The sequence below is a fragment of the Kribbella antiqua genome (assembly GCF_004345665.1).
Lineage (GTDB): Bacteria > Actinomycetota > Actinomycetes > Propionibacteriales > Kribbellaceae > Kribbella > Kribbella antiqua.
The window spans coordinates 374,271-396,460 of sequence record NZ_SLWR01000003.1; the positions used below are offsets into that span (position 1 = coordinate 374,271).

Below are 22,190 nucleotides of genomic sequence, written 5' to 3' on the forward strand. Positions count from 1 at the left end.
GGGAGTTCCACCATGTTCCGTGCGGTTGCCGGACTGCTGACTGTTTTCACGCTCACCGCGTGTGCCGCTCCGATCGCGCCGGCGGACACTGCGCTGAGTCTCAGTCGCAGTACGGCGACTCGCGCCTCGGCCGCGGTTCCCGTGCGTACGGCGAAGATCGCGAGCATCCGCACCACGGACTACACCAAGGGCGTGATCACGGTGGCCGGGACATTGTCGCCGGCGCCGCGAACGGGGACCCGGATCGCGCTGCAGCAGTGGAACTCGTCGGCGAAGCGGTGGCAGGAGGTCGGCCACGGCTCGTCGTCCGGGACCAGCGTGACGATCACCACCCGGCAGCCGGGGTCGATCCGGACGTATCGGATCGCCGTCGCCGCACAGGCGCCGTACGCGAGTGCTGCCTCGCCGGGGATCAGCTTCAAGCATTTCGTGTGGCGAGGGATCTTCAAGAGAGGTGTGCTGGCGACGGGTGGGAAGGGCGCGCCGCAGGTCAACGTGATTCCGCCCAGTGAAGGGCCGCGGCGGGCCGAGGCGGATCTGCTGGCGAACAAGGGCGGGTTCGTCTGGGTCGACGTCGATGCGACCGGCTGCAGCTGGGTGCGGAACTGGTTCGGCAACCTGACCGACGGGACCGTGCGGCTCTCACTGCACGACGGGCGTACGACGCTGGCGTCGGTGCGGATGGCGCAGGAGACCGAGACCTGGCTCAACCACAAGATCCTCGGCGTCAGCCGGTTGCGCTTGCAGCTCGCCGACATCAAATCCGGCTACGGCCCCTACGTCGCCGTCGACTCCATGATGCTCTGCACGAACTAAGCTGTTGTTCGTGTCGGAGAGCTACGGAGTCGTCGCGGCGGTCGTCGTACTGGGGCTGCTCGGACTCATCGGTGCCTTCGCGCTGAACAAGGCGCTGACCGTCACGTACCCGACCGAGGGCAAGCTCAAGACCTACGAGTCCGGCGTCGACCCGGTCGGCGAAGGCTGGGCGCAGGTCCACATCCGCTACTACCTGTTCGCCTACCTCTACGTGATCTTCGCCGTCGACGCGATCTACCTCTTCCCCTGGGCCACCATCTTCGCGGCCCTCGGCTTCGCCACCCTCATCGAAATGTTCGTCTTCCTCGCCTTCGTCGCCGTAGGCCTCCTCTACGCCTGGCGCAAAGACGTCCTCCGCTGGACCTGACCCAGCCCTCGCATTTGGTGGGTTCACCCATCAGCTTGTGGGTTCCCCCACGGCCTGCGGGCCGGGAACCCACCGTTTGATGGGTGAACCCACCAAAGGGGAGCGGGCTAGGCGCGGGCGAGGGCGGCGGCTATGGCCCAGTCCTGGGGGCCGATTCCGACCGACTTGAAGACTGTGCGGCCGCTCGTCTGCGGGGGTGCTGAGAGGGCTTGGCCGAGTTCCAGCAGGTCGGTGGTTTTGAGGGCGCCGGAGTCGATGGCGTCGATGATTTCGCCGGACTCTTCCAGGGCGGCTTCGATCTGGTCGACCAGCACGACGGAGGCGCTGGCGAGGAGGTTGCGGGGGAGTTCGCGCATGGTCGGGCGGAAGGCGCCGATGGCGTTGACGTGGACTCGGTCGGGGAGCGCGCCAACGTCGAAGAGCGGCGTGGCGGACGAAGTCGCGCAGCAGATGACGTCGGCGTCGAGCGAGTCCTCGATCGACGTGCTCGGGGTGAACTTCACCTCCGGGAACTCGCCGGCCAGCGCTGTGCTCAACGCCGCGGCGCGGTCGGCGTTGCGACCGGTGATGGTGACGTCGGCGATCCGTCGTACGGCGAGAACCGCGCGGACCTGGTCGGGCGCCTGAGCGCCGGTCCCGATCACGGTGAGCCGGGATGCGTCAGCCGGGGCGAGCAGGTCGGTGGCGACGCCGACCACCGCGCCGGTCCGCAGGGTCGTGATCGAGCCGCCGTCCGCGACGAGCTGGTCGCCGCCGCCGGTCCAGATCACGGTGGCCCGGATCGCCGGCACCTGGTCCAGTGCGATGCCGATCTTCTTCACCACGGCGGTCCCGGTCGGGGTGTGGTACGCCGACATCACCAGCACCGAGCCGTTGCCGAAGATCTGGCGCGGCGGAAGCACGAACTTCCCGGCCGCCAGCTCGCGGAACGCCTCCCGGACGGCGTCGATCGCCGTACTCATGGGCACAGCACGACGGACATCGGCGGCGGACAGGACCTTCACGAGCGGCTCCCGGCAGGCATGCCGCCGAGCCTACTGAATGCAAGACTGGCTCCGATGCACAGTGAGGAGCTGACATGCAGAGCTGGCTCGACGAGAACCTCGGCCGCCTGATCCGCAAGTACGACGTACCGGCCGCATCGATCGCGGTCTTCGCCGACGTCGAGGTCAGCCGGGCCGCGGCCGGGATCCTCAGCCTGAACACGGGGGTGGAGGCAACCACCGACTCCGTCTTCCAGGTCGGCTCGATCACCAAGCTCTGGACCACCACGCTCATCATGCAACTGGTTGCCGAGGGCAAGCTCGACCTCGACCGGCCGGTCCGTGCGTACCTGCCCGACTTCAAGCTGGTCGACGAGGCGGCTGCGGCAGCCATCACCCCGCGGCAGTTGCTGACCCACACCAGCGGGTTCTCCGGCGACGCGTTCACGCCGACCTCGCGTGGTGACGACGGTGTCGAGCTGTTCGTCCGCGACGTCGTACCGGGACTGGCGCAGGAGGTTCCGCCGGGGGCGGGGTTCTCCTACAACAACGCCGGCTTCGTCGTGCTCGGCCGGATCGTGGAGGTGCTGCGGGGGAAGCCGTATCACCAGTTGCTGCGTGAGCACATCGCCGTACCGCTGGAGCTGGAGCACGTCGCCACGATTCCGGACGAGGCGCTGCTCTATCGCGCGGCGGTCGGGCACATCTCGCCGACCCCAGGTGCGCCGCTGGAGGCTGCCTCGGTGTGGAGCCTCGTGCACGGGATGGCGCCGGCCGGGTCGCTGCTGGCGATGAGTGCCGAGGACCTGATCACGTTCGGCCGCGCGCATCTGGATGGCGCGTTGCTCGAGCGGGCCATGGTCGACGAGCTGTGGCAGCCGCAGGTCGACCCACCGCAGACCGGCGCGTTCGCCGAGCGCTGGGGAGTCGGCTGGGTGATCTTCGAGGTCGAGGGCGGGCCGCTCTACGGTCACGACGGCGGGACGATGGGGCAGTCGGCGTACTTCCGGATGGACCCGTCCCGCGGTGTCGTCATCGCGCTGCTCACCAACGGCGGCGACACTCCCGCGCTGTACGACGAACTCGTCGGGCACGTGCTTCGCGAGACCACCGGGATCGAGCTGCCCGCGCGACCGGTGCCGCCCTCGGAGCCTGTCGAGATCTCCGCCGAGCTGGTCACCGGTGTGTACGCCGGAGTGCTGTGGCGCGCGACCGTGAGTCTGGAGGACGGGGAGTTCTGGGTGCTGGACGAGCCGGTGAGTGAGGCGGCCAAGCTGCTGATGCCGGAGTCCCGCCGGACCCGGTTGGTGCCGCTGGACGAGTCGAAGCTGATCGCGGCCGAGCCCGAGCACGGCGTACATGAGGTGCTGGCGTTCCGGGAACCGGTCGATGGACACGCGACGTATCTTTTCCGGGGTGGTCGGCTCACGCCGCGCGGTGACTGACAGTCACTCCCGCTGAGTGTGACGGCTTGTTGCCTGGTCACCCTTTGTGTTTGCACTTGGCAACAAAAGTGATGCATACGCTTGTCTGGATTACGGATTGCGTACAAGCTGTCGCCAAGCGGTGAGAACCGGGCTATCTTGATTACACGGGGGAAGCGTCTGAATGCAGGGTGGTGAGGCAATGGCGTGGCAACTCTGGGTAGTGCTCGCGCTGATCGCCGTCGTGCTGACCGCCTTCGCGGTGTGGCGGATGCGCCACGCCCAGCACGTCTTCGACGACATCGCCCACCTCGACCGCGCACCTGAGCCCTCCTCGGACGACCTGGCCCGGGCCCGGGCCCGCCGCGAGGAAGAACCAGAACAACCTCGGCGTAGCCACGGCTGACCCTCACCAGAACCATCCAGTACCCGCCCCGGCTGCGGCCCCCACCCGCGCCGGGGCGCCGCTCTGTCTACCTCCAGCAGCCGTCTACCCCCAGCAGCCCGTCTACCCCCAGCAGCCGGTCTACCCCAGCAGGCCGGCTAATCCAACAGGCCGTCGCGACGGGCCACGGCGGCGGCTTCGGTGCGGGAGCGGACGCCGAGTTTGGCCAGGATGTTGGAGACGTGGACGCTGACCGTCTTCTCGCTGATGTACAGCTCCCGAGCAAGCTGCCGGTTGGTCCGGCCCTCGGCAAGCAGCCGCAACACCTCGGTCTCGCGAGACGTCAGGCTCCCCGCGCCACCACCGCTCTCGACCCCGCCGCTCTCGTCAAGCAGCGGCTTCGACGCCAGCTCCCGGCCAACCTCTGCGGCAAGAGCGGCTTGCTCGTTGGCCTCCGCGACCCGCCCCGCCGCCCGCAGCGCAGCGGACAACCGCACCCGCGACCACGCCTGCTCGAACAGGTAGCCGTAGCCAAAAGCGTCGACCGTCCGCTCCCACGTCGCCACGTGCTCCTCCGGCGTCGGCGGATCGATGCCGACCAGCCACCGGAGCCGCTCCCACTCCGCCTCCAGCCGCGCCAGCCAGGCGAGACCCTCGACGCCCATCAACCGCCCAGGCGGCAGACCCTTCTCTGCCGTCGCCTGCCCAGCCGCGAGCAGCTCAGCGCCCCGAGCGAGCAGCTCTGAAGCCGCGGACGGCTCACCCACCGCCCGGTGACACAGCACCTGCATCCCCAGCGCCGAGAACCGAACCCGCGCCATGAACCATTCAGTCTGGAAAACATCCGCACACAACGCCGACACATCGGCCAGCAGCTTCTCGGCCTCGGCCGGCTGATCCAGCTGCCGATAGGCGTCCACCGCCGGCTGCAGCCCGATGATCGGCAGCATGATGTCGAGGTCCCACCACTTGCGCAGCCGCTCCAGCTCCTCCGCGACCGCGGTGTCACCCCGCCCACTCCGTACGGCGAACTCGACCGCCTTCAGCGCCGCCGCGGCAGCCGCGGGGGTCATCGAGTCCGTCCGGGCAGTCGCGGCGGCTTCGTCCCACTCACCGAGGATGAACTGCGTCAACGCGAGCATCCGCCGCGAGTCGAAGCCATACGCCGCCCACTGCCGCCCCAGCTCGCCCGCCCGCTTGGTGGCAAAAGCCAGCGCCGACTTTGCGTTGACCAGATCCCCCTGCTCGTAGTGCGTCGACCCGAGCAAGAACCGGCTCCGCACCTCCGCAGCTGGATCTCCGGTCAACTGCGCCCGTACGGCGGCCTCCTCCAGCTGCTTCGCCGCGGTCTCCGGGTCACCGGCCCGGCGGCGGAGCTGAGCCAGCGTGATTCCGGCGTCGCCTGCCGCAGACTCCTGCCCGGCCTCGCGGGCGATCTCCAGCGCCTTGTGCGCCCAGCGCTCCGCCTCCATCGGGCGACCGATCGCGTCGGACACTCGCGCGTACAGCGAGGCGACGTGCGCCTTGAAGACGCTGGCCGGTTCGTCGTTGACCAGTTTGAGCGCTTGCGTGATCGCCTCGCTCGCCTCTTTGTCCTGGTCGATGACCAGGGCGATATCGGCCAGCGGCAGCAGCAGCTGCGCTCGCTCCTTCTTGGGCGCGTCCGGCGGCAGCTCGGCCAGTGCCTTGCGGAGGATCTTGACCGCCCGCAGGTGCTGGGACGACAGCGTGGCCGCGGTCGCGGTCTGGACGATCAGCCAGGTCTTGTCGATAGCGCTCTCGGCCGACCGGTTCGGGAACAGCTCCAGGGCCAGCTCGTAGTGCTTCAGCGCCTCCTGCGGCGCCGCGACCGAGATCGCTTCCTCGCCGGCCCGCACTCGCGCCTCGAACGCCTCGGGCAGGTTGTGCGATCGCGTGGCGTGCCCGGCGAGCTCAGCCGCCGTACCGGCGACCGTCTGGTCCTTCAGCGCCTGCACGTACGCCGCGTGCTGACGAACTCGCTCGCCCGGCAGCAGATCGTCGTACACGGCCTCGGCCAGCAGCGCGTGGCGGAAGTAGTACCGATCGCTGGTCGGTACGTCGATGATGTGGGCGTCGATGAGCTCGCGCAGAGCGTCGTCGAGCTCGCGGTCGGGCAGCCCGGCGACGGCGGTGAGCAGGTCGTGCGGGACGCGCCGGCCCGCGACCGCGATCACGCGGGCGACCTGCCGGGCCTCGTCCGACAGTGGATCGAGCCGGACCAGCAGCAGATCGGCCAGATCCGGCGGTACGGCGTCGCCGTCGCCCATCGAGGCCGCGGCGACCAGCTCCTCGGTGAAGAATGCGTTGCCGCCTGCGCGCTCGAGGATGCGCCGTACTTCGGTCTCCGGCAGCGGCTCGGTGAGCAGGGAGTTCAGCAGGACGCGGGACTCGTCGGCGTCCAGGGGGAGCAGGTTCACCCTTCGTACGCGCGGGTTGCGGGACCACTCGGCGATTGGGCGGCGGAGCGGATGCCGCCGGTGCAGGTCGTCGCTGCGGTAGGAGACGATCAGGGTGAGGCGCTGCGAGGTGAGCCGGGTGATCAGGAAACCGATCAGGTCCCGGGTCGAGTCGTCGGCCCAGTGGGCGTCCTCGATGATCACCAGCAACGGCTCGCTGGTCGACAGCGCGGTGAACGCCCCGAGCACGGCGTCGAACAGGGCGGCCCGGTCGAGCTGACCGTCCTGCGGCACGGGCTGGGCGCCGATCAGGCGGTGCGTCGGCAGCAGGCGGCCGATCGCCGGGAAGTTGGTCAGGACGCTCTCGACCAGATCGGGCCGGTCGCCGGCCAGCCGGCCGAAGATCTCGGAGAACGCCAGGTACGGCAGGCCGGCGTCGCCGAAGTTGCTGCAGTGACCGACCAGCACGCCGAATCCGCGCTCGTGCGCGCCGGTCGCCACCTCGTCCAGCAACCGGGTCTTGCCGACGCCGGCGTCACCGGACAGCAGTACGGCGCCGGCGCGACGCGTTTTGGCGTCGTCGACGGCGCTGAGCAGGGCGGCCATCTCGGTCGAGCGGCCGACGAGAGGTGTCGAAGTCCAGGGCACGTCGTCCATCTTCGCCCCTGGCGCCGACACAAATCGACGGCATCCCGCCCGGCGGTCGCCGGCGGCAATGAAAACGCCGTTCCTGACCGGTGCTATCGGTACAGGAACGGCGGTTTCGGTGGTCATGCTGCGGTGGTGGGTCGGAGGGCCCGGCGAGCGTGCCGCGGTTCAGGCTTGGGGGCCCGCTCCGCCTGCTCCTGGCGCGGCTTGGCGCGGTACTCGCGCTTGATCCGCTCCTGCCGGTAGGCGGTCTCCGCCTTGATCGAGTCTGGTGTCATGAACATGGTGTCTGCCTCCCCTCAGGCTTTCCGGCCGAACAGGTGGACGAGGTGCCGGCGGGTTCCGGTGCTCCGGGTGGGCCGGCGGAAGTCACGGCTGAGGCGCTCCCTGCGGTAGTCGACCTCTGCCTTGACTGCCTCAGTGGTGGTGAACATTTCGGTTTCCTCCTGGTTGGTGCCGGCTCCCTGCCGACATCCATCAATCTGCTCGTCTGAGGTAGCCCCGCACATCGGAAGTCCTCCCTATCCCTGCTCCCTAGGTGGCCTCAGCTGGTCCTAAGGGGGTCCGGTACGCCGCTAGGTAGTCGGCGCCCGGTGGTCCGGGAAGCCGGCGAGGTGGTCTGGGCAGCCGGCGCCGCGGTGGTCCGGAAAGACGGAGGCGCGGCCGGCTCGGAGGGTGAGCCGGCCGCGCCGGGGGTGGGGGTCGGGTGGTGCTCTGGCACTCACATCGCGGGACGAGCGCGGAGCTCAGGGGCGCAAGGCTCGGGAGCCTCCCGCTTGGGCTTGCGCTGGAACCACAGCGGGCGCTGGAAGTCGCGCTTGATGCGGTCCTGGCGGTACTTGATCTCAGCCTGGACGGAGGCGGTTGAGTAGATGAACATGATCTCCTCCGGGAGCTTGTCGATGAGATGACAGTGCTCGCCTGAGGAGCCCGCCCACATCAGCACAACTCCCTATGCCGCCACCCCCACCCCCTTACCCCGTCACCCCGGGTGGGCAGACGGTTGCCTAGGGCATCGAGCCGTACGTGAGGCTGAGTTCGAAGTGGTCGGGGTCCAGGAGGTCTTCGGCCTGCTCGGCGAAGCGGTCGTCCGCGGTCCAGCTGGTCCGCCGGGTGTGCAGGAACCAAGTGCCTTCCGGACGCCTCAGCAGCTCGGCCTCGCCCGCATCCAGCGGACGGCCGCGGAGGTGTTGCTCGCAGTGATGGACGTGCAACCCGGCGCTGTGCAGAGTCCTTGTGATCGAGCCGTTCTCGAGTCCGCGCTCGGGCAGGTCGCGGAGCGAATCCAGGGCGGGGATCCGGCTGCGTTCGAGGGAGATCGCCGCGCCGTCCGCGAGCTGCCGCACCCGTTCGATGACGATCACGTCCGGCGATTCGAGCCCAAGCCGATCGGCGAGTGCGGAGTCCTGCTCCAGCGCGATCTTCAGCGTCCGCATCCGCGTCTCGACACCCTGCTCGGCCAGTGCGTGGGTCCAGCCGAGCCGGCTGTCGAGCGGCCGGCCGTCGTACAGGACGAACGATCCCTTGCCGGTGCGGGTGGTGATCAGACCGTCCTCGGACAGTACGGCGAGTGCGGAGCGGACCGTGTTGCGGCTGACCGCGAAGCGCTTGGCCAGTTCGACCTCACCCGGCAGTTGCGCGCCGCGCCGTACGAGGCCGGAACGGATTTCCCGGGCCAGGACCGCCGCGATGCGTTCGTGCTTCAGTGAGATCTCGGGCATCGGCGGCTCACTGGTTCAGCTCGCGGATCTGGTCGACCGTGACGACCTCCAGCATCGGCGAGTACAGCCGCATGATGTCGATCGCCTTCCGGTGACTGGCCTCGTCCGAGCCGGTGCATGCGTCCTCGACCACCTGAACGTAGATCCCGGCATCGACCGCGGCCAACGCGGTGGAGATCACGCAGCAATCCGTGGTCACGCCGGCCAGCACCAGGTGTCCGCCGATCCCGACCTTGCCGGCCAGCTCGGAACCCCAAGCGCCGAAGGTCGTCTTGTCCAGCGTTGGAGCGCCCTTGAACTCGTCGACGAGCTGGTAGTCGTCCGCGTCCGGTGGCTGCAGCGCGAACGGATACTGCTCGTAGTAGGTCTTCCACGCGCCGACCGGCTCGGCCGGCGCCACGAACCTTGTGAACACGACCTGCGGCGAGAGGATCTCGATCAATTCCTTGGTCGGTTTGATCACCCGCTGGAAGTCCGGCGCCGCCCAGCCCGAGCCCGGGTTGGCGAAGATCCGCTGCAAGTCGATCAACGCGAGTACGGGTGCCATCACACCTCCTGCTTCCGTACTGCGGACGCGCCACCAGCCAGCTGTACGACGAACCCGGCCACCAGCGCGACGAGAATGCCGAGGTTCGCGTAGGCCCAGGCGCCGTCCTTGCCGCCGAGGCCGAGCGGCCCCAGCAAGTAGCCCTGCCAGGTCAGCCAGGACGCGAGGGTGTTCGTGACCAGGCCCCAACCGATGCCGGTGGCAACGAGCATCGTGAGTACCGGCAGCCAGCGCACATCGCCGTACCGGCCGCGCGGGTCGTAGAGATCGGCCTCGGCGTAGTTGCGCCGCCGGGTCGCGATGTCGGCCAGCATGATGCCGCACCAGGCCGCGATCGGGACGCCGAGCGTGATCAGGAAGCCCTGGAACTGCGTGAGGAACTCGCCGCCGTAGAAGACCACGTAGATGGTGCCCGCGATCATCACGACGCCATCGATGAACGCGGCAACGAACCGTTTGACCGGCAGGCCGAGCGACAGCAGGGCAAGGCCGGACGAGTAGATGTCGAGTACGGCGCCGCCGACCAGTCCGAGCACGGCGACGATCACGAACGGCACCAGGAACCAGGTCGGCAACGCCGCCGCCAGCGCGCCGATCGGGTCACCGCCGATGGCCTTGCTGAGATCCTCCGACGAGCCGGCCAACAGCAGGCCGAAGAAGAGCAGTACGACGGGTGCGAGGGACGCGCCGAACGTCGTCCAGCCAACGACACCGGAGCTGGACGACTGGCGTGGGAGGTAGCGCGAGTAGTCCGCCGCGACGTTGACCCAGCCGAGGCCGAAGCCCGTCATCAGGAACACGAGCGTGCCGATCACCTGCTGGGTCGAGCCGCCCGGCAGCGCCGACACCGTGCTCCAGTGGATTCGGTCGGCCACCAGGACGATGTAGACGACGGTCAGCACACCGGTGACGACCGTGATGATCGCCTGGGCCCGCATGATCAGGTCGAACCCGAGGACGCCGCAGGCAACGATCAGTACGCCGACCACGACCAGCGCGACCACCTTCGTCACATCGCCGCCACCCCAGCCGAGCCGATCGAACACCGCCGCGGTCGCCAGCGTCGCCAGGATCGTCAGCACCGTCTCCCAGCCGACGGTCAGCACCCACGACACCAGCGACGGCAGTTTGTTGCCCCGGACACCGAACGCTGCCCGGCTCAGCACCATCGTCGGCGCCGAACCGCGCTTGCCGGCCAGCGCGACCAGACCGCAGAGCAGGAACGAGAACACGACACCGATCAGCCCGGCGATCAACGCCTGCCAGAACGAGATGCCGAAGCCGAGCGCGAACGCGCCGTAGCTCAGGCCGAGGACCGAGACGTTCGCCCCGAACCACGGCCAGAACAACTGGCTGGGCCGGCCCTTCCGCTCCGCGTCCGCGATCACGTTCAGCCCGTTGCTCTCCACCGCGAGCGCCCGGGACTCCGGCCCCCATACCTCAAGCTGATCGGCCATGCCGTCTCCAACCCGAATGAACCTGTCCAGTCCTGTCCACTCACGACGGTATGCCGAGGCCCATGAGTGGTCAAGAATGGGCGCCATGCTTTCGAGTGCCGTGGATGGGTTCAGGCTGGTGTACGACAGGACCGGTGAAGGTCCTGCGGTGGTGCTCCTGCACGGGTGGCCGGGCGACCGGACCGACTACCGGCGGCTCGCACCACTGCTGGCCGAGCGCGGGTTCGAGGTGGTGGTGCCCGACCTGCGTGGCTTCGGTGGATCGCACCGGCAGTCGGCGGACCCCGCGCAGTACGGCGTCGACGCTCAGAGCCGGAGCGTGCTGGGACTGATCGAGGAGCTCGGGCTGGAGCGTCCGGTACTCGCGGGCTACGACATCGGCAGCCGGATCGCGCAGGGGATTGCGCGAACCCGGCCGGACCTGATCGACGGTCTGGTGATCGCGCCGCCGCTGCCGGGGATCGGGAAGCGGGTGTTCTCCGAGCATGCGCAGGCGGAGTTCTGGTACCAGGCGTTCCATCGGCTGCCGGTGATCGAGGAACTGATCGACGGGAAACCCGACGCGGTCCGCTCCTACCTGCGACACTTCTGGACGCACTGGTCCGGGCCGGGCTTCGAGCCGGAGCTGGATCACCTCGTCGAGGTCTACTCGGCGCCGGGCGCGTTCACCGCGTCGATCAACTGGTACCGGGCGGGTGCCGGTGCGGTCGCGGTGTCGGCGGCCGAGTCCGCGCCGGCGTCGTACGACCGGATCGCCGTACCGACGGTGGTGCTGTGGCCCGAGTTCGATCCGCTGTTCCCGCGGGCGTGGTCGGATCGGCTCGACGACTTCTTCAGCGACGTACGGCTTCGGCTGGTTGACGGGGTGGGGCATTACGCGCCGCTCGAGTACCCGGAAATCCTCGCCGAGGAGATTGTCGGACTAGGCTAACGAGCATGACCGAGCTGGGGATGCCGAGTGTGCGGCCGGATGTGGGTGCGCTGGCCAAGCTCGCGCCCGAGCCGGTCCGGTACCTGCTGAACTGGGGCCGCAAGTACTCGCTCTGGGTGTTCAACTTCGGCCTGGCCTGCTGCGCGATCGAGTTCATCGCCGCGTCGATGGGCCGGCACGACTTCATCCGGCTCGGTGTCATCCCGTTCGCGCCCGGGCCGCGGCAGGCCGACCTGATGGTCGTGTCCGGCACCGTGACGGACAAGATGGCGCCGGCGATCAAGCGGCTCTACGACCAGATGCCGGAGCCGAAGTACGTCATCTCGTTCGGCTCCTGCTCGAACTCGGGCGGCCCGTACTGGGACTCGTACTGCGTGACGAAAGGCGTCGACCAGATCATCCCGGTCGACGTCTACGTGCCCGGCTGCCCGCCGCGGCCGGAGGCGTTGCTGCAGGGCATCCTCAAGCTGCAGGAGAAGATCGCCGGCGAGAACATGACGAGCCGGTACGACGAACCGTCCGCGGCCGCACTCACCCGCGGCCTGGTGACGCCGCAGTGATCAACGACGCGCTCGCGGCGCTGACCGGCGCCGGGATCGCCGCGACGCAGGTGGACAGCTTCGGTCCGGCGGCGGTCGACGTACCGGCGTCGGCTTGGCTGGCGACGCACGAGCTGCTGCGGGACGCGGTCGGGCTGACGTTCTTCGACTTCCTGACCGCGAGCGACGAGCTCACCGACGGGTTCCGGGTGGTGTCGCATCTCGCCGACTTCTGGGGCGGTTCGCACGTCGAGCACCTGCTCGTCCGCACGCTGGTGCCGCGCGACAAGCCGGAGCTGCCGTCGTTGTCGGACCTGTACGCCGGTGCGAACTGGCACGAGCGCGAGACGTTCGAGATGTTCGGCATCACCTTCTCCGGCCATCCGAACCTGATCCCGCTCCTGCTCCCTGACGGCTTCGAAGGCAACCCCCTCCGCAAAGAATTCGTCCTCGCCTCCCGAGTCGCCAAACCCTGGCCCGGCGCCAAAGAACCCGGCGAGTCGGACCACGCTCCCGCCGGCGCCCCCAGCCGCCGCCGCACCCTCCCACCCGGCGTCCCCGACCCCGACTCCTGGGGCCCTCGCCCACCCGGCTCGCCCGACCCGGACCCCCTCGCCCCCGCCCAGGCGGCGTCAACCCCTGCACGACCCCGCCGAGCCGGCGGCGCAGAACGCCGTACCCGCAAACAAACCGAACCGGCACCCGCACCTACCGACCCCGCAGCCGAAGCCGCGCCACCGCCCGAGCCAAAACCACCCACCGAGCCCGCGCCACCCGCCGAGCCGCAGCCTCCGGCCGAGCCGCCTCAGGAGTGAGTTGGGTGGAACTCGTCGGCGTGTTCTTTGGCCCAGGCGGCGAAGGTGAGAGCCGGGCGGCCGGTGAGGGTGGGGACTGTGGTGGTGACGGGTTCGGGGTTGTTGACGAGGGAGGCCCAGTAGGCGACGGAGGAGTCGGCGAGGGTTGGGTCTGCGCCTAGGTCGAGCATTGACTGGCGGGCTGCGGCGGCGTCCAGTTCCTCGATTCGGATCTGCTTGCTGACTGCTTGGGCGATGGTGCGGACCTGGTCGGCTTGGGTGAGGGACTCGGGGCCGGTGAGGTCGTAGGTCTGGCCGATGTGTTTGTCGTCCAGCAAGGTGAGTACGGCGACGGCGGCGATGTCGCGTTCGTGGATGAGGGATCGGCTCGCCTGCGGGAACGGCAGCCGTACGACGTCTCCGGCGCGGAACTCGGCGGCCCACGCCTGGGCGTTCACCGCGAAGCCGCCGGGCCTCAGGAACGTCCAGTCCTTCCCGGCCTCGGCCAGCAACTGCTCGACCTCGCCCCAGACCCCGCCGGCCGACGCGGTCAGCGCCGACAAATAGACCACCCGCCGCGGCAACTCACCGACAATGGCCGCCGCCCCTGACGAGCTGAACGACGGCCACAGCAGGAAGGCGGCATCCGCATCGGCTGCTGCTCGGCGTACGGCGTTCGGGTCGTAGATGTCGCCCTCGATCAACTCGACGTCAGCGGGCAGGTCGGCGGCGGACGGCGTACGGACCAAGGCGCGGACTGTGGCGCCCGCGGCTCGCAGGCCCGCGACGACGTGCCGGCCGACGCGGCCGGTGGCTCCGGTGACAAGGACAGTGGTGTTCTCCATGCGACCCACCGTCCGCCCTCAACGTTGGTTGAGGTCAAGCCGGAGTCGGTAGGGTGACGATCATGCTGGAGTTCGTGGTGCGGGTGGTGGGCGTCGTGGTCGCCTTCCTGGTGGCGCCCTTGCTGGTCGGTCAAGCCGAGCACAAGGTGATGGCGCACATGCAGTCACGGCTCGGCCCGATGTACGCCGGTGCGTTCCACGGCTGGGCGCAGTTGGTCGCCGACGGGGTCAAGTTCGTGCAGAAGGAGAGCGTGGTCCCGGCGGCCGCGGATCGGCGGGTGTTCGAGTGGGCGCCGATCGTCGCGATCCTGCCGTACCTGGCCGCGATGGCCGCGATCCCGCTGGCGCCCGGCATCGTCGGCGCGGACCTCGACTCCGGCCTGTTCTTCGTACTCGCGGTGATGAGCGTCGGCGTGCTCGGTTCGCTGATGGCGGGCTGGGGGAGCGGCAACAAGTACAGCCTGCTCGGCGGGCTCCGGGTCGCGGCGCAGCTGATGAGCTACGAGCTGCCGTTCGTGCTTTCCGCCGCGAGCGTCGCGGTCGCGGCGGGCTCGCTGAGCCTGAGCGGAATCGCCGAAGCCTGGAACCCCTGGTGGCTGCTCTGGCAGCTGCCCGGCCTGAGCGTGTTCTTCATCGCCGGGCTGGCCGAGCTCCAGCGGCCGCCGTTCGACATGCCGGTCGCGGACTCCGAGGTCATCTTCGGCCCGTACACCGAGTACACCGGCCTCCGGTTCGCGATGTTCCTGCTCGCCGAGTACGCCGGAATCGTCGTACTCGCGGGACTGACGACGGTGCTGTTCCTCGGCGGCTGGAGCGGTCCGGGGCCGGACTCGATCGGCTGGATCTGGTCGATCCTGAAGGTAGCGCTGGTGTCGGTCGTGGTGATCTGGGTGCGGGTCTCGTTCCCGCGCATGCGCGCCGACCAGCTGCAAAAGCTCGCCTGGCAAGGCCTGGTCCCGGTCGCACTCCTCCAACTAGCCCTCACCGGCATCGGGGTCACGATCTTCTAGCCGGTTCAGGACACGCCCGGCAGCACTTGTGCCTGGCAGTGTGCTCGCCCACTGCCCTCCCGCGTTTGGTGGGTTCACCCACCACCTTGTGGGTTCGCCCACGAAATACCGTGGGGGAACCCGCAATTTGGCGGGTGAACCCATCAAATGACGCGGGGGGCGGGTGGGCTATGGAGTTGCGAGAGCCTCCGTGGGGGAGAGGCGGGAGGCGCGGATGGCCGGGTAGAGGCCGGCGAGGCCGCCGATGATCAGCGTGGCCACGACGCCGCCGGCCAGCGCCCAGACCGGGATCACCAGCAGCCAGCCCTGGTACGACGCATAGGCTGCGGTGACGGCGGATCCGAGGACCGCGCCGCCGACGCCGCCGAGCGCCGACAACAGCAACGACTCGGTCAGGAACTGGGTTCGGATCTGACCGCGAGTAGCTCCGAGCGAGCGGCGCAACCCGATCTCCGCCCGCCGTTCGAGGACCGAGATCACCATGATGTTGGCGACGCCGACCCCGCCGACCAGCAGCGCCACCGCACCCAGCCCGAGTAGCAACCCGGTGAACGCCTCACCCGCTGCCTGCTTGGCGGCGAGCGCGTCGGACGGCCGCGATACCTCGACCTCGTTCGGCGCCTCCGGGTTGGCGGTTGCCCCGAGCACCGATCGGACCGCCTCCACCTGTGCGTCGTCCGACCTGGTGTAGATGGTGGTCGGATGGTTGTCGAAATCCAAGGTGGTTTCGGCGGCCGGCCAGCCCATCAGTGCGGCGCTGTCCAGCTCGGGCGCCAGCGCGGCCGGCTCGAGGATGCCGAGGACCGTGAACCACTTGTTCCCGATCAGCACCTGCGCATCCGGGCTCGCCTTGGTGATCCCGAGTCGTTCGGCCGCACTCGCACCGAGCACGGTCGCCGGATAGCGACCGGTCGCCGCGTCGAGCCACTTGCCGCTGCGGACCGTCGCGCCGACGGTGTCGAGCAGGTTGGGCCGGGCGGCGTACGCGCTGATCCCGTTGGTCTCGACGACCGGGATCTTGTTGGTGCGGTAGACCTGGGCGTCGTCCACCCGGCCGACCGCGGATTGCGCGCGTACCGGACCGATCCGGCCGACCATTGCCTCCGCGGTGAGGGGCAGCTGGGCCTGCTCGCCGGTGAGCCGGGTGCCTGGGGCAACGGTCAACAGATTGGTGCCTAGGGCATCGAGTTGGCCGTCCAGTTCGGCGCGGGACGACGACGAGATGCCGACGACCGCGACCATCGCGGCGATGCCGGTCGCGATCCCGAGTGCGGACAGGAAGGCCCGCATCGGCCGGGTCCGCAATCCAACTGCACCCACTCGTACGACGTCCCGCGGCCAGAGCCGGGCTGGTTTCAACTCGGCGGCCGCCCGGCCGCGACTCAGCTGCACCGGCCGGTTCATGCGCGCACCTCCTCGACGATCCGGCCGTCGCGCATCCGGACCTGGCGGGGGAGCGACGCGGCGATGTCTCGGTCGTGCGTGATGACGACCACCGTCGTACCGGCCGAATGCAGGTCGCGCAGCAACTGCATCACTCCCGCGCCCGACGCGGAGTCGAGCGCCCCGGTCGGTTCGTCGGCCAGCAGTACGGCGGGCTCGCCCGCGACAGCACGGGCGACCGCGACCCGCTGGCGCTCACCGCCGGAGAGCTCATGCGGTTCGTGGTCCATCCGGTGCCCGAGCCCGACCCGCTCCAACGCGGCCGCGGCCCGCTTGCGCCGCTGCCCCAACCGGAGCCCGGAGTAGAGGAGCCCGTCCGCCACGTTGTCCAGCGCCCGTACGCCGGACGCCAGATGGAACTGCTGGAACACGAACCCGATCCGGCTGGCGCGCATCGCGGACAGCCCTGCGTCGGATAGCCGCGCGACGTCGTACCGGTCGATCCGGACCGTGCCCGCGGTCGGTCGGTCGAGTGTTCCGAGGACGTTGAGCATGGTCGATTTGCCCGAGCCGGACGGCCCGACGATCGCGACCAGCTCGCCGCGGTCGATCCGCAGGCTGACTCCGCCGAGCGCCGTCACGCCGCCCGGATACACCTTGGTCACCTCGCTCAGCTCGATCACTTGGGGATCCCCACTGCGGTGCCGGCCTTGATACCGGTACCGCTGATCTCGACCTGACCGCTGGCGAACAGCCCGGTCTTGACCGGCACGTAGTGCGAGGACTTACCGTCGGTAACTTCGACGCCGAATCCACCCTCCCGCAAGGCGACCAGCGCGGAGACCGGCACGGTCAGCACGTTCTTCCGCTCGGACGCGGTGAACGTGACGTCGACCGCCGCCAGCGCCCAGGAGGCGACCGCCTTCTGGTTGTCGATGGCAACGATCACCTTGACTTTCGTCTCCGGGTCCTTTTCCGGGCTCTCGGCCGGAATGATCACCGTCGACACCTTCTCGACCCGGCCGGCCACCGTCGCGCCGTCCGGCAGGGTGACCTCCACCTTCGCGTTCAGCTTCGCCAGCCGCTGGTCCGTCGCGTCGAGCTGGACCGTGACGGCCTTCTTCGTGCCGGTGTAGGTGAGGACGTTCTGGTTCGGGCCGATCGGCGCGCCCTCCTGCGCCGCCACGCTGTCCACCCGGATACGGCCGGAGGCGAAGAGGACGCTGCCGAGCTCGACGACGCCTGTCTCGTCCAGGCCGCGGTCCTCCTGCCACTCCTCGACCGCCTCGGCTGTGGCGTCGGTGTACTCGTCGTCGACGGTGAAGCCGGTGTAGCCCAGGGCTTTGAGGTTCTGCTCGAGTTGCTTGACGTCCTGCCCTTCACTGCCGACCGCAAGCCGCCTGTACGCCGGCAGAGCGCCGTACAGGAGCGTTGTGGGCTTGTTGTCGACGCTGTAGAGGGTTTGGCCTCGCCCGAGTTCCTGTCCGCTGTCGGGGAGGCCGGTGATGGTCCCGGCGGTGCGGTTGACCGCTGTGGACGTCGTACCGAAGCCGAGTTCGCCGTCTGCGGTCTCGGTGTCCCTCAGGGTCTGCTTGGCGACCTTGGCCGTGTTGACGGGTAGTGCGGCCGCAGTCTGGTCTGCTGCCTGGCTGGTGTCGCTCCGGTTCACCAGGAAGGCGCTCGCTGCCCCTCCGGCGGCCAGGACGACCACCGCGGTCAGTGCTTTGCGCATCACTTACCCGCCAGGATGGACTGGCAGGCTTGCTGCGCTGTCTGGAAGTCGGGGTCGTCACCGACCTCCGGGCCGATCATGATGCCGCGCTGACCCGGCTTCGGGTCGGGGAACTTCTCCACGCCGTTCTTGCGCATGCACTCGGCGTACTTGCGCCCGTTCTCCTCCTGCTGCGGGTCCGGGCTGCCCTCTGCCTGCGGGTTGTACTCGCGGCAGGCCTCCATCGCCGCCTCCACCTTCTCCGGGGTCACGCCCGAGCCCTTGTCGAACCTGAGCATCGGGCCCTTGCCCGGCTCGGGGTCCGGCACATTCAGGCCCTGCTCGCGCAGGCACTGGGTGAACTTGATCGCCATCTCGTCCCTGCTGAGGCTCGGCGTCGCACTGGTCGGCGTGGTGCTCTGTACGCCGTCGGTGCCCGAGGCGACCTGGGTTCCCGGGTCCGCCGAGCCGCAGCCGGTGAGCAGTAGTACGGCGGTCGCCAGCATCGCCGCGGCCAGAGTGGTCTTGCGCATCGCTTGTCTCCTTTGGTCGGAACAGATGGCAAGCCTTGGCCAGGGCCCGTTTCCACACCGTTTCCAGCCGCGATAACACGGAGGAAACATCGGCGTCGGGGATCATGGGGTGCGTGCGGGTGCTTGTGGTCGAAGACGAACCGTTGCTGGCGGCAGCGATCGCGGAGTGGTTGCGCGACGACTCTCACGCCGTGGACGTCGCCGGTGACGGCGGCGCCGCGCTGGAACGGCTGACAGTCAACGAGTACGACGTACTGGTGCTGGACCGCGACATCCCCGTCGTACACGGTGACGAGGTGTGCAGGCGGCTGGTGGAGTCCGGGTCGACTACTCGCGTGCTGATGCTGACTGCCGCGGCTGCAGTCACCGACCGAGTGGAGGGACTTGGCTTGGGCGCTGACGACTACCTGACCAAGCCCTTCGCCTTTGCCGAGCTGGCTGCGCGCGTACTGGCGCTCGGACGCCGGAGCCGGCCCGCTGATCCGCCTGTACTGCGTCGTGCGGGGGTCACGCTGGACCCGGCCCGGCATGAGGTATTTCGCGACGGTCGGTACGTGCCGCTGTCGAAGAAGGAGTTCGCCGTACTGGCCGAGCTACTGCGGGCCGACGGCGCGACGGTGTCGGCCGAACAACTGCTGGAGAAGGCATGGGACGAGCACGTGGATCCGTTCACCGGGGCGGTCCGGCTGACCATCCTGAAGCTACGCCGGAAGCTGGGAGAGCCAGGGCTGGTCGAGACCGTCACCGGCGTCGGCTACCGCATCCCATGAGGCGGCTGACTCTGCGAGGACGGCTGACGCTGATCTACGGCGGTCTGTTCATGCTTGCGGGGGTGCTGCTGCTTGGTGTCACCTACGTGCTGTTCAGCCAGAACCTCACCGGTGGCTACCGGGTGCTGGTGCAGGGCACCTACCTCAACCCACCGAGTACGCCGGGCGCGACCACACCGGCGCCGAAGGTGCCGAACCAGTTGTTCGTATTGAACAAGGACGGCGACACTCTGACCGGTGCGGACGCCGAGCGAGTCATCCAGGAGCAGCGGGAGCAGGTCCGGCAGGCCGCCATCAAGTCGCTGCTCACGCAGGGCAGCATCGCGTTGCTGGTGGTTGGCGGGCTGGCGGCCGGCTTCGGCTGGCTGGTCGCCGGACGGGTGCTGGCGCCTCTGCACCGAGTCACCGATACAGCACGCCGTATTGCTGCGTCTCCAGCGGCGCTGCACGAGCGGATCGCTCTGCGCGGCCCTGAGGACGAGGTGAAGAACCTGGCCGACGCCTTCGACACCATGGTCGAGCGGTTGGATCACTCGTTCGACGGTCAGCGCCGGTTCGTTGCCAACGCCTCCCACGAGTTGCGTACGCCGCTCACGCTCGGCCGTGCGCTGGTCGAGGTGGCGATGCATCGCCGTACTGCCTCCAACGACGTGAAGGAGCTGGGCGAGAGCCTGCTCACGATCAACGCCCGGCACGAGCAGCTGATCGACGGCCTGCTGATCCTGGCCGACTCGGAGAAACAACTCACAACGGTTTACCCGGTAAACCTCGGCGACGTCGTCGACCACGTCGCCGCGCAACTCTCGGGTGAGGCCGCGAGCGCCGGCGTCGAGGTCATCCGCGGCCCAGGCGAGGCCCCGACCCAGGGTGACGCCCTACTACTGGAACGCCTGGTCCACAACCTGGTGGACAACGGAATCCGGCACAACGTCGCCAAAGGGTGGGTGCGGGTGGTGAGCAAGACGGTGGGAGATCGCGCGGAGGTCGTCGTAACGAACACCGGCCCGGACATCCCGCCGTACGAAGTCGAATCCCTCTTCAAGCCCTTCTACCGCCTGGGCGCCGAACGCCTCGTCGGCGGCAAGGGCGCCGGCCTCGGCCTGTCGATCGTCCGCTCGGTCGCCGAAGCCCACAATGGCACGGTCACCGCCACACCCCGCGAAGGCGGCGGCCTGCACATCACCGTCTCCCTCCCCTTGACTTCGAGTCCGCTGTAGCTGGACGCCGAGGTGATGGAGCGGCTCGACAACGCCTGAAGGTGTCGATCCGGGGTGGGTGCGATCGTGTAGGAGGTGACAGCACTCACCTGGAGGTCGTGATGAATCAGTACCTGCTCAGCATCTACCAGCCTGACGGGCCGGTGCCCGACGCGGAGTTTCTGGAGCCGATCATGCGGGAGCTGAATGCGCTGAACGAGGAGATGCAGGCGGCCGGGGTCTGGGTGTTCGCCGCTGGACTGCACCCGCCGGAGACCGCGACGGTGCTGAAGGCAACAGGTGGCGAGGTGCTCGTCACCGACGGCCCGTTCACCGAGGGCAAGGAGCACCTGGGCGGCTTCACTGTCATCGAGGTGGAGGACCTCGACGCGGCCTTGAGCTGGGCTCGCCGGCTGGCCCTGGTGCTCAAGAACCTGTCGGTCGAGGTCCGCCCGTTCGTGTCGTGACAGCTGACATCGCCGCGGTCTTCCGGGCTGAGCATGGGCGGGCGGTCGCCGTACTGGCGCGGGTGTTCGGGGACCTGGAGATCGCGGAGGACGCCGTACAGGACGCGTTTGCGGCGGCGGTGGAGAAGTGGCCGGGTTCAGGGGTGCCGCCGAGTCCGGCCGGGTGGATCATCACGACCGCCCGCAACCGTGCCATCGACCGATTGCGGCGCGAGGAAAAGCGCGAGGACAAGCACGCGCAGGCCGCGCTGCTGCACGCGCAGGACGAACCAGTGGAGGAGGGCGTCGTGCAGGACGACCGCCTCCGGCTGATCTTCACCTGCTGCCACCCCGCGCTGGCGCTGAACGTGCGCGTCGCCCTGACATTGAGGATGCTCGGCGGTCTCACCACCGCCGAGATCGCGCACGCCTTCCTCGTCCCCGAGCCGACGATGGCCCAGCGGCTTGTCCGTGCCAAGGCGAAGATCCGCGCGGCCGGGATCCCGTACCGCGTCCCGTACGAGGCCGACCTGCCCGAGCGCGTCCGCGGCGTACTGGCCGTCGTCTACCTCATCTTCAACGAGGGGTACGCCGCCTCGTCCGGTGAAACCCTGGTGCGCGACGACCTGTGCGTCGAGGCGATCCGCCTCGGCCGGCTGCTGGTCGAGCTGATGCCCGACGAACCCGAAGCCGCCGGCCTCCTCGCCCTGATGCTTCTCCAGCAGTCCCGCCGGCCGGCGCGGATGGATTCAGCCGGTTCCCTGGTCCGGCTGGCCGACCAGGACCGATCACTGTGGGATCGCGCATTGATTGAAGAAGGCCACGACCTGGTACGACGTTGCCTCCGCCGCAACCAGCCTGGTCCGTACCAGCTCCAGGCCGCGATCAACGCCGTACACACGGATGCCGCAGGGACTGACTGGAGACAGATCCTGCGGCTCTACGACCACCTGCTCAGCCTCGAGCCGACTCCCGTTGTCGCGCTGAACAGAGCCGTCGCGCTCGCCGAAGTAGAAGGCCCGGCTGCCGCGTTGGAGTTGATCGACGACCTCGATCTCGGCTCCTACTACCTCTTCCACGCGATCCGCGCCGACCTGCTGACGCGGCTCGATCGGTTCGACGAAGCGCGGGCCGCCTATAACACTGCTTGGACCCTCACCGCGAACGCCGCCGAGCGAGAGTTCCTCGAAGGCCGCCTCGCCGCTCTCGGCCCCGGTCGCGATCGTGGGGACCGGCCGGCGGACGGGTGAGGGCGGCGACGATCGCA

The 22,190-nt window shown here is 68.9% G+C and carries 25 protein-coding genes; 12 read left to right on the forward strand and 13 right to left on the reverse strand.

The genetic code is table 11. The features are described 5' to 3' along the window. Positions 1-12 precede the first annotated feature (12 nt). The gene (locus EV646_RS11175; RefSeq protein ID WP_132147148.1) at positions 13-816 is read left to right on the forward strand and encodes a hypothetical protein; all 804 of its coding nucleotides are present in this window, start codon (positions 13-15) and stop codon (positions 814-816) included. Positions 817-826: 10 nt separating this feature from the next. After that, entirely contained in the window at positions 827-1,183 is a 357-nt protein-coding gene (locus EV646_RS11180) for an NADH-quinone oxidoreductase subunit A (RefSeq protein ID WP_199236929.1), read from the forward strand. A gap of 107 nt (positions 1,184-1,290) precedes the next feature. Here the strand turns inward: EV646_RS11180 and EV646_RS11185 are convergent, their stop codons facing one another. Beyond that, complete coding sequence (locus EV646_RS11185; RefSeq protein ID WP_132147154.1) at positions 1,291-2,187, reverse strand: ornithine cyclodeaminase family protein; 897 nt, start codon at positions 2,185-2,187, stop codon at positions 1,291-1,293. 74 nt (positions 2,188-2,261) lie between these two features. Here EV646_RS11185 and EV646_RS11190 point away from each other — a divergent pair, with 74 nt between their 5' ends. Both EV646_RS11190 and EV646_RS11195 read left to right on the forward strand, forming a co-directional pair. Beyond that, entirely contained in the window at positions 2,262-3,611 is a 1,350-nt protein-coding gene (locus EV646_RS11190) for a serine hydrolase domain-containing protein (RefSeq protein WP_132147156.1), read from the forward strand. 181 nt (positions 3,612-3,792) lie between these two features. Further along, a complete protein-coding gene (locus EV646_RS11195; protein WP_132147159.1) occupies positions 3,793-3,996 on the forward strand; it encodes a hypothetical protein in 204 nt (67 codons plus the stop codon). Positions 3,997-4,133: 137 nt separating this feature from the next. Here the strand turns inward: EV646_RS11195 and EV646_RS40585 are convergent, their stop codons facing one another. The 7 genes from EV646_RS40585 to EV646_RS11220 all read right to left on the reverse strand — a co-directional run bounded on the left by EV646_RS40585 (position 4,134) and on the right by EV646_RS11220 (position 10,765). After that, a complete protein-coding gene (locus EV646_RS40585) occupies positions 4,134-7,049 on the reverse strand; it encodes a helix-turn-helix transcriptional regulator (RefSeq protein ID WP_132147162.1) in 2,916 nt (971 codons plus the stop codon). 113 nt (positions 7,050-7,162) lie between these two features. Next, complete coding sequence (locus tag EV646_RS38835; RefSeq protein ID WP_158290941.1) at positions 7,163-7,324, reverse strand: hypothetical protein; 162 nt, start codon at positions 7,322-7,324, stop codon at positions 7,163-7,165. A gap of 15 nt (positions 7,325-7,339) precedes the next feature. Further along, the gene (locus EV646_RS40590) at positions 7,340-7,474 is read right to left on the reverse strand and encodes a hypothetical protein (RefSeq protein WP_277875100.1); all 135 of its coding nucleotides are present in this window, start codon (positions 7,472-7,474) and stop codon (positions 7,340-7,342) included. Between the two features lie 287 nt (positions 7,475-7,761). Further along, on the reverse strand, positions 7,762-7,980 hold the full coding sequence (locus tag EV646_RS11205) for a hypothetical protein (RefSeq protein WP_132147165.1): 219 nt from the start codon (positions 7,978-7,980) through the stop codon (positions 7,762-7,764). A 67-nt stretch (positions 7,981-8,047) separates the two neighbouring features. Next, the gene (locus EV646_RS11210) at positions 8,048-8,761 is read right to left on the reverse strand and encodes a GntR family transcriptional regulator (protein ID WP_132147168.1); all 714 of its coding nucleotides are present in this window, start codon (positions 8,759-8,761) and stop codon (positions 8,048-8,050) included. 7 nt (positions 8,762-8,768) lie between these two features. Next, positions 8,769-9,308, reverse strand: coding sequence for a cysteine hydrolase family protein (locus tag EV646_RS11215; RefSeq protein ID WP_132147171.1), 540 nt, complete (start codon positions 9,306-9,308; stop codon positions 8,769-8,771). Next, on the reverse strand, positions 9,308-10,765 hold the full coding sequence (locus EV646_RS11220; RefSeq protein ID WP_132147174.1) for a purine-cytosine permease family protein: 1,458 nt from the start codon (positions 10,763-10,765) through the stop codon (positions 9,308-9,310). The genes EV646_RS11215 and EV646_RS11220 overlap by 1 nt, the downstream gene beginning before the upstream one ends. A gap of 85 nt (positions 10,766-10,850) precedes the next feature. Here EV646_RS11220 and EV646_RS11225 point away from each other — a divergent pair, with 85 nt between their 5' ends. The 3 genes from EV646_RS11225 to EV646_RS11235 are packed head-to-tail and all read left to right on the forward strand — an operon-like array spanning position 10,851 to position 13,050. Further along, positions 10,851-11,696: an alpha/beta fold hydrolase gene (locus EV646_RS11225; RefSeq protein ID WP_132147177.1), complete on the forward strand. Its 846-nt coding sequence runs from the start codon at positions 10,851-10,853 to the stop codon at positions 11,694-11,696. A gap of 5 nt (positions 11,697-11,701) precedes the next feature. Continuing rightward, on the forward strand, positions 11,702-12,256 hold the full coding sequence (locus tag EV646_RS11230) for an NADH-quinone oxidoreductase subunit B (RefSeq protein WP_132147180.1): 555 nt from the start codon (positions 11,702-11,704) through the stop codon (positions 12,254-12,256). Continuing rightward, positions 12,253-13,050, forward strand: coding sequence for an NADH-quinone oxidoreductase subunit C (locus EV646_RS11235; protein WP_132147183.1), 798 nt, complete (start codon positions 12,253-12,255; stop codon positions 13,048-13,050). The genes EV646_RS11230 and EV646_RS11235 overlap by 4 nt, the downstream gene beginning before the upstream one ends. Here the strand turns inward: EV646_RS11235 and EV646_RS11240 are convergent. Beyond that, on the reverse strand, positions 13,041-13,874 hold the full coding sequence (locus EV646_RS11240; protein WP_132147186.1) for an SDR family oxidoreductase: 834 nt from the start codon (positions 13,872-13,874) through the stop codon (positions 13,041-13,043). The two genes, EV646_RS11235 and EV646_RS11240, sit on opposite strands and share 10 nt — an antisense overlap. Positions 13,875-13,936: 62 nt before the next feature. Here EV646_RS11240 and EV646_RS11245 point away from each other — a divergent pair, with 62 nt between their 5' ends. Beyond that, positions 13,937-14,884, forward strand: coding sequence for a complex I subunit 1/NuoH family protein (locus EV646_RS11245; RefSeq protein ID WP_241995755.1), 948 nt, complete (start codon positions 13,937-13,939; stop codon positions 14,882-14,884). A 168-nt stretch (positions 14,885-15,052) separates the two neighbouring features. Here the strand turns inward: EV646_RS11245 and EV646_RS11250 are convergent, their stop codons facing one another. The 4 genes from EV646_RS11250 to EV646_RS11265 are packed head-to-tail and all read right to left on the reverse strand — an operon-like array spanning position 15,053 to position 18,511. Next, entirely contained in the window at positions 15,053-16,288 is a 1,236-nt protein-coding gene (locus EV646_RS11250; RefSeq protein ID WP_132147191.1) for an ABC transporter permease, read from the reverse strand. Continuing rightward, positions 16,285-16,950, reverse strand: coding sequence for an ABC transporter ATP-binding protein (locus EV646_RS11255; RefSeq protein WP_132147194.1), 666 nt, complete (start codon positions 16,948-16,950; stop codon positions 16,285-16,287). The genes EV646_RS11250 and EV646_RS11255 overlap by 4 nt, the downstream gene beginning before the upstream one ends. After that, positions 16,947-17,999 carry a peptidoglycan-binding protein gene (locus EV646_RS11260; protein WP_132147197.1) on the reverse strand — a complete coding sequence of 351 codons (1,053 nt, stop codon included), beginning with the start codon at positions 17,997-17,999 and terminating at the stop codon, positions 16,947-16,949. Before EV646_RS11260 ends, EV646_RS11255 begins: the two co-directional genes overlap by 4 nt. Beyond that, positions 17,999-18,511 (reverse strand): DUF3558 domain-containing protein, encoded by a 513-nt coding sequence (locus EV646_RS11265; RefSeq protein ID WP_132147200.1) that lies wholly within the window; start codon positions 18,509-18,511, stop codon positions 17,999-18,001. The genes EV646_RS11260 and EV646_RS11265 overlap by 1 nt, the downstream gene beginning before the upstream one ends. Positions 18,512-18,624: 113 nt before the next feature. Between EV646_RS11265 and EV646_RS11270 the strand changes: the two genes are divergently transcribed. The 4 genes from EV646_RS11270 (at position 18,625) to EV646_RS11285 (ending at position 22,173) form a co-directional block, all read left to right on the forward strand. Then, positions 18,625-19,281, forward strand: a complete 657-nt coding sequence (locus EV646_RS11270; protein WP_132147203.1) for a response regulator — start codon at positions 18,625-18,627, stop codon at positions 19,279-19,281. Further along, the gene (locus EV646_RS11275; RefSeq protein ID WP_132147206.1) at positions 19,278-20,498 is read left to right on the forward strand and encodes a sensor histidine kinase; all 1,221 of its coding nucleotides are present in this window, start codon (positions 19,278-19,280) and stop codon (positions 20,496-20,498) included. Before EV646_RS11270 ends, EV646_RS11275 begins: the two co-directional genes overlap by 4 nt. Positions 20,499-20,599: 101 nt before the next feature. Then, complete coding sequence (locus EV646_RS11280; protein ID WP_132147209.1) at positions 20,600-20,944, forward strand: YciI family protein; 345 nt, start codon at positions 20,600-20,602, stop codon at positions 20,942-20,944. Beyond that, positions 20,941-22,173 (forward strand): RNA polymerase sigma factor, encoded by a 1,233-nt coding sequence (locus tag EV646_RS11285; RefSeq protein WP_132147212.1) that lies wholly within the window; start codon positions 20,941-20,943, stop codon positions 22,171-22,173. The genes EV646_RS11280 and EV646_RS11285 overlap by 4 nt, the downstream gene beginning before the upstream one ends. Positions 22,174-22,190: the final 17 nt, after the last annotated feature.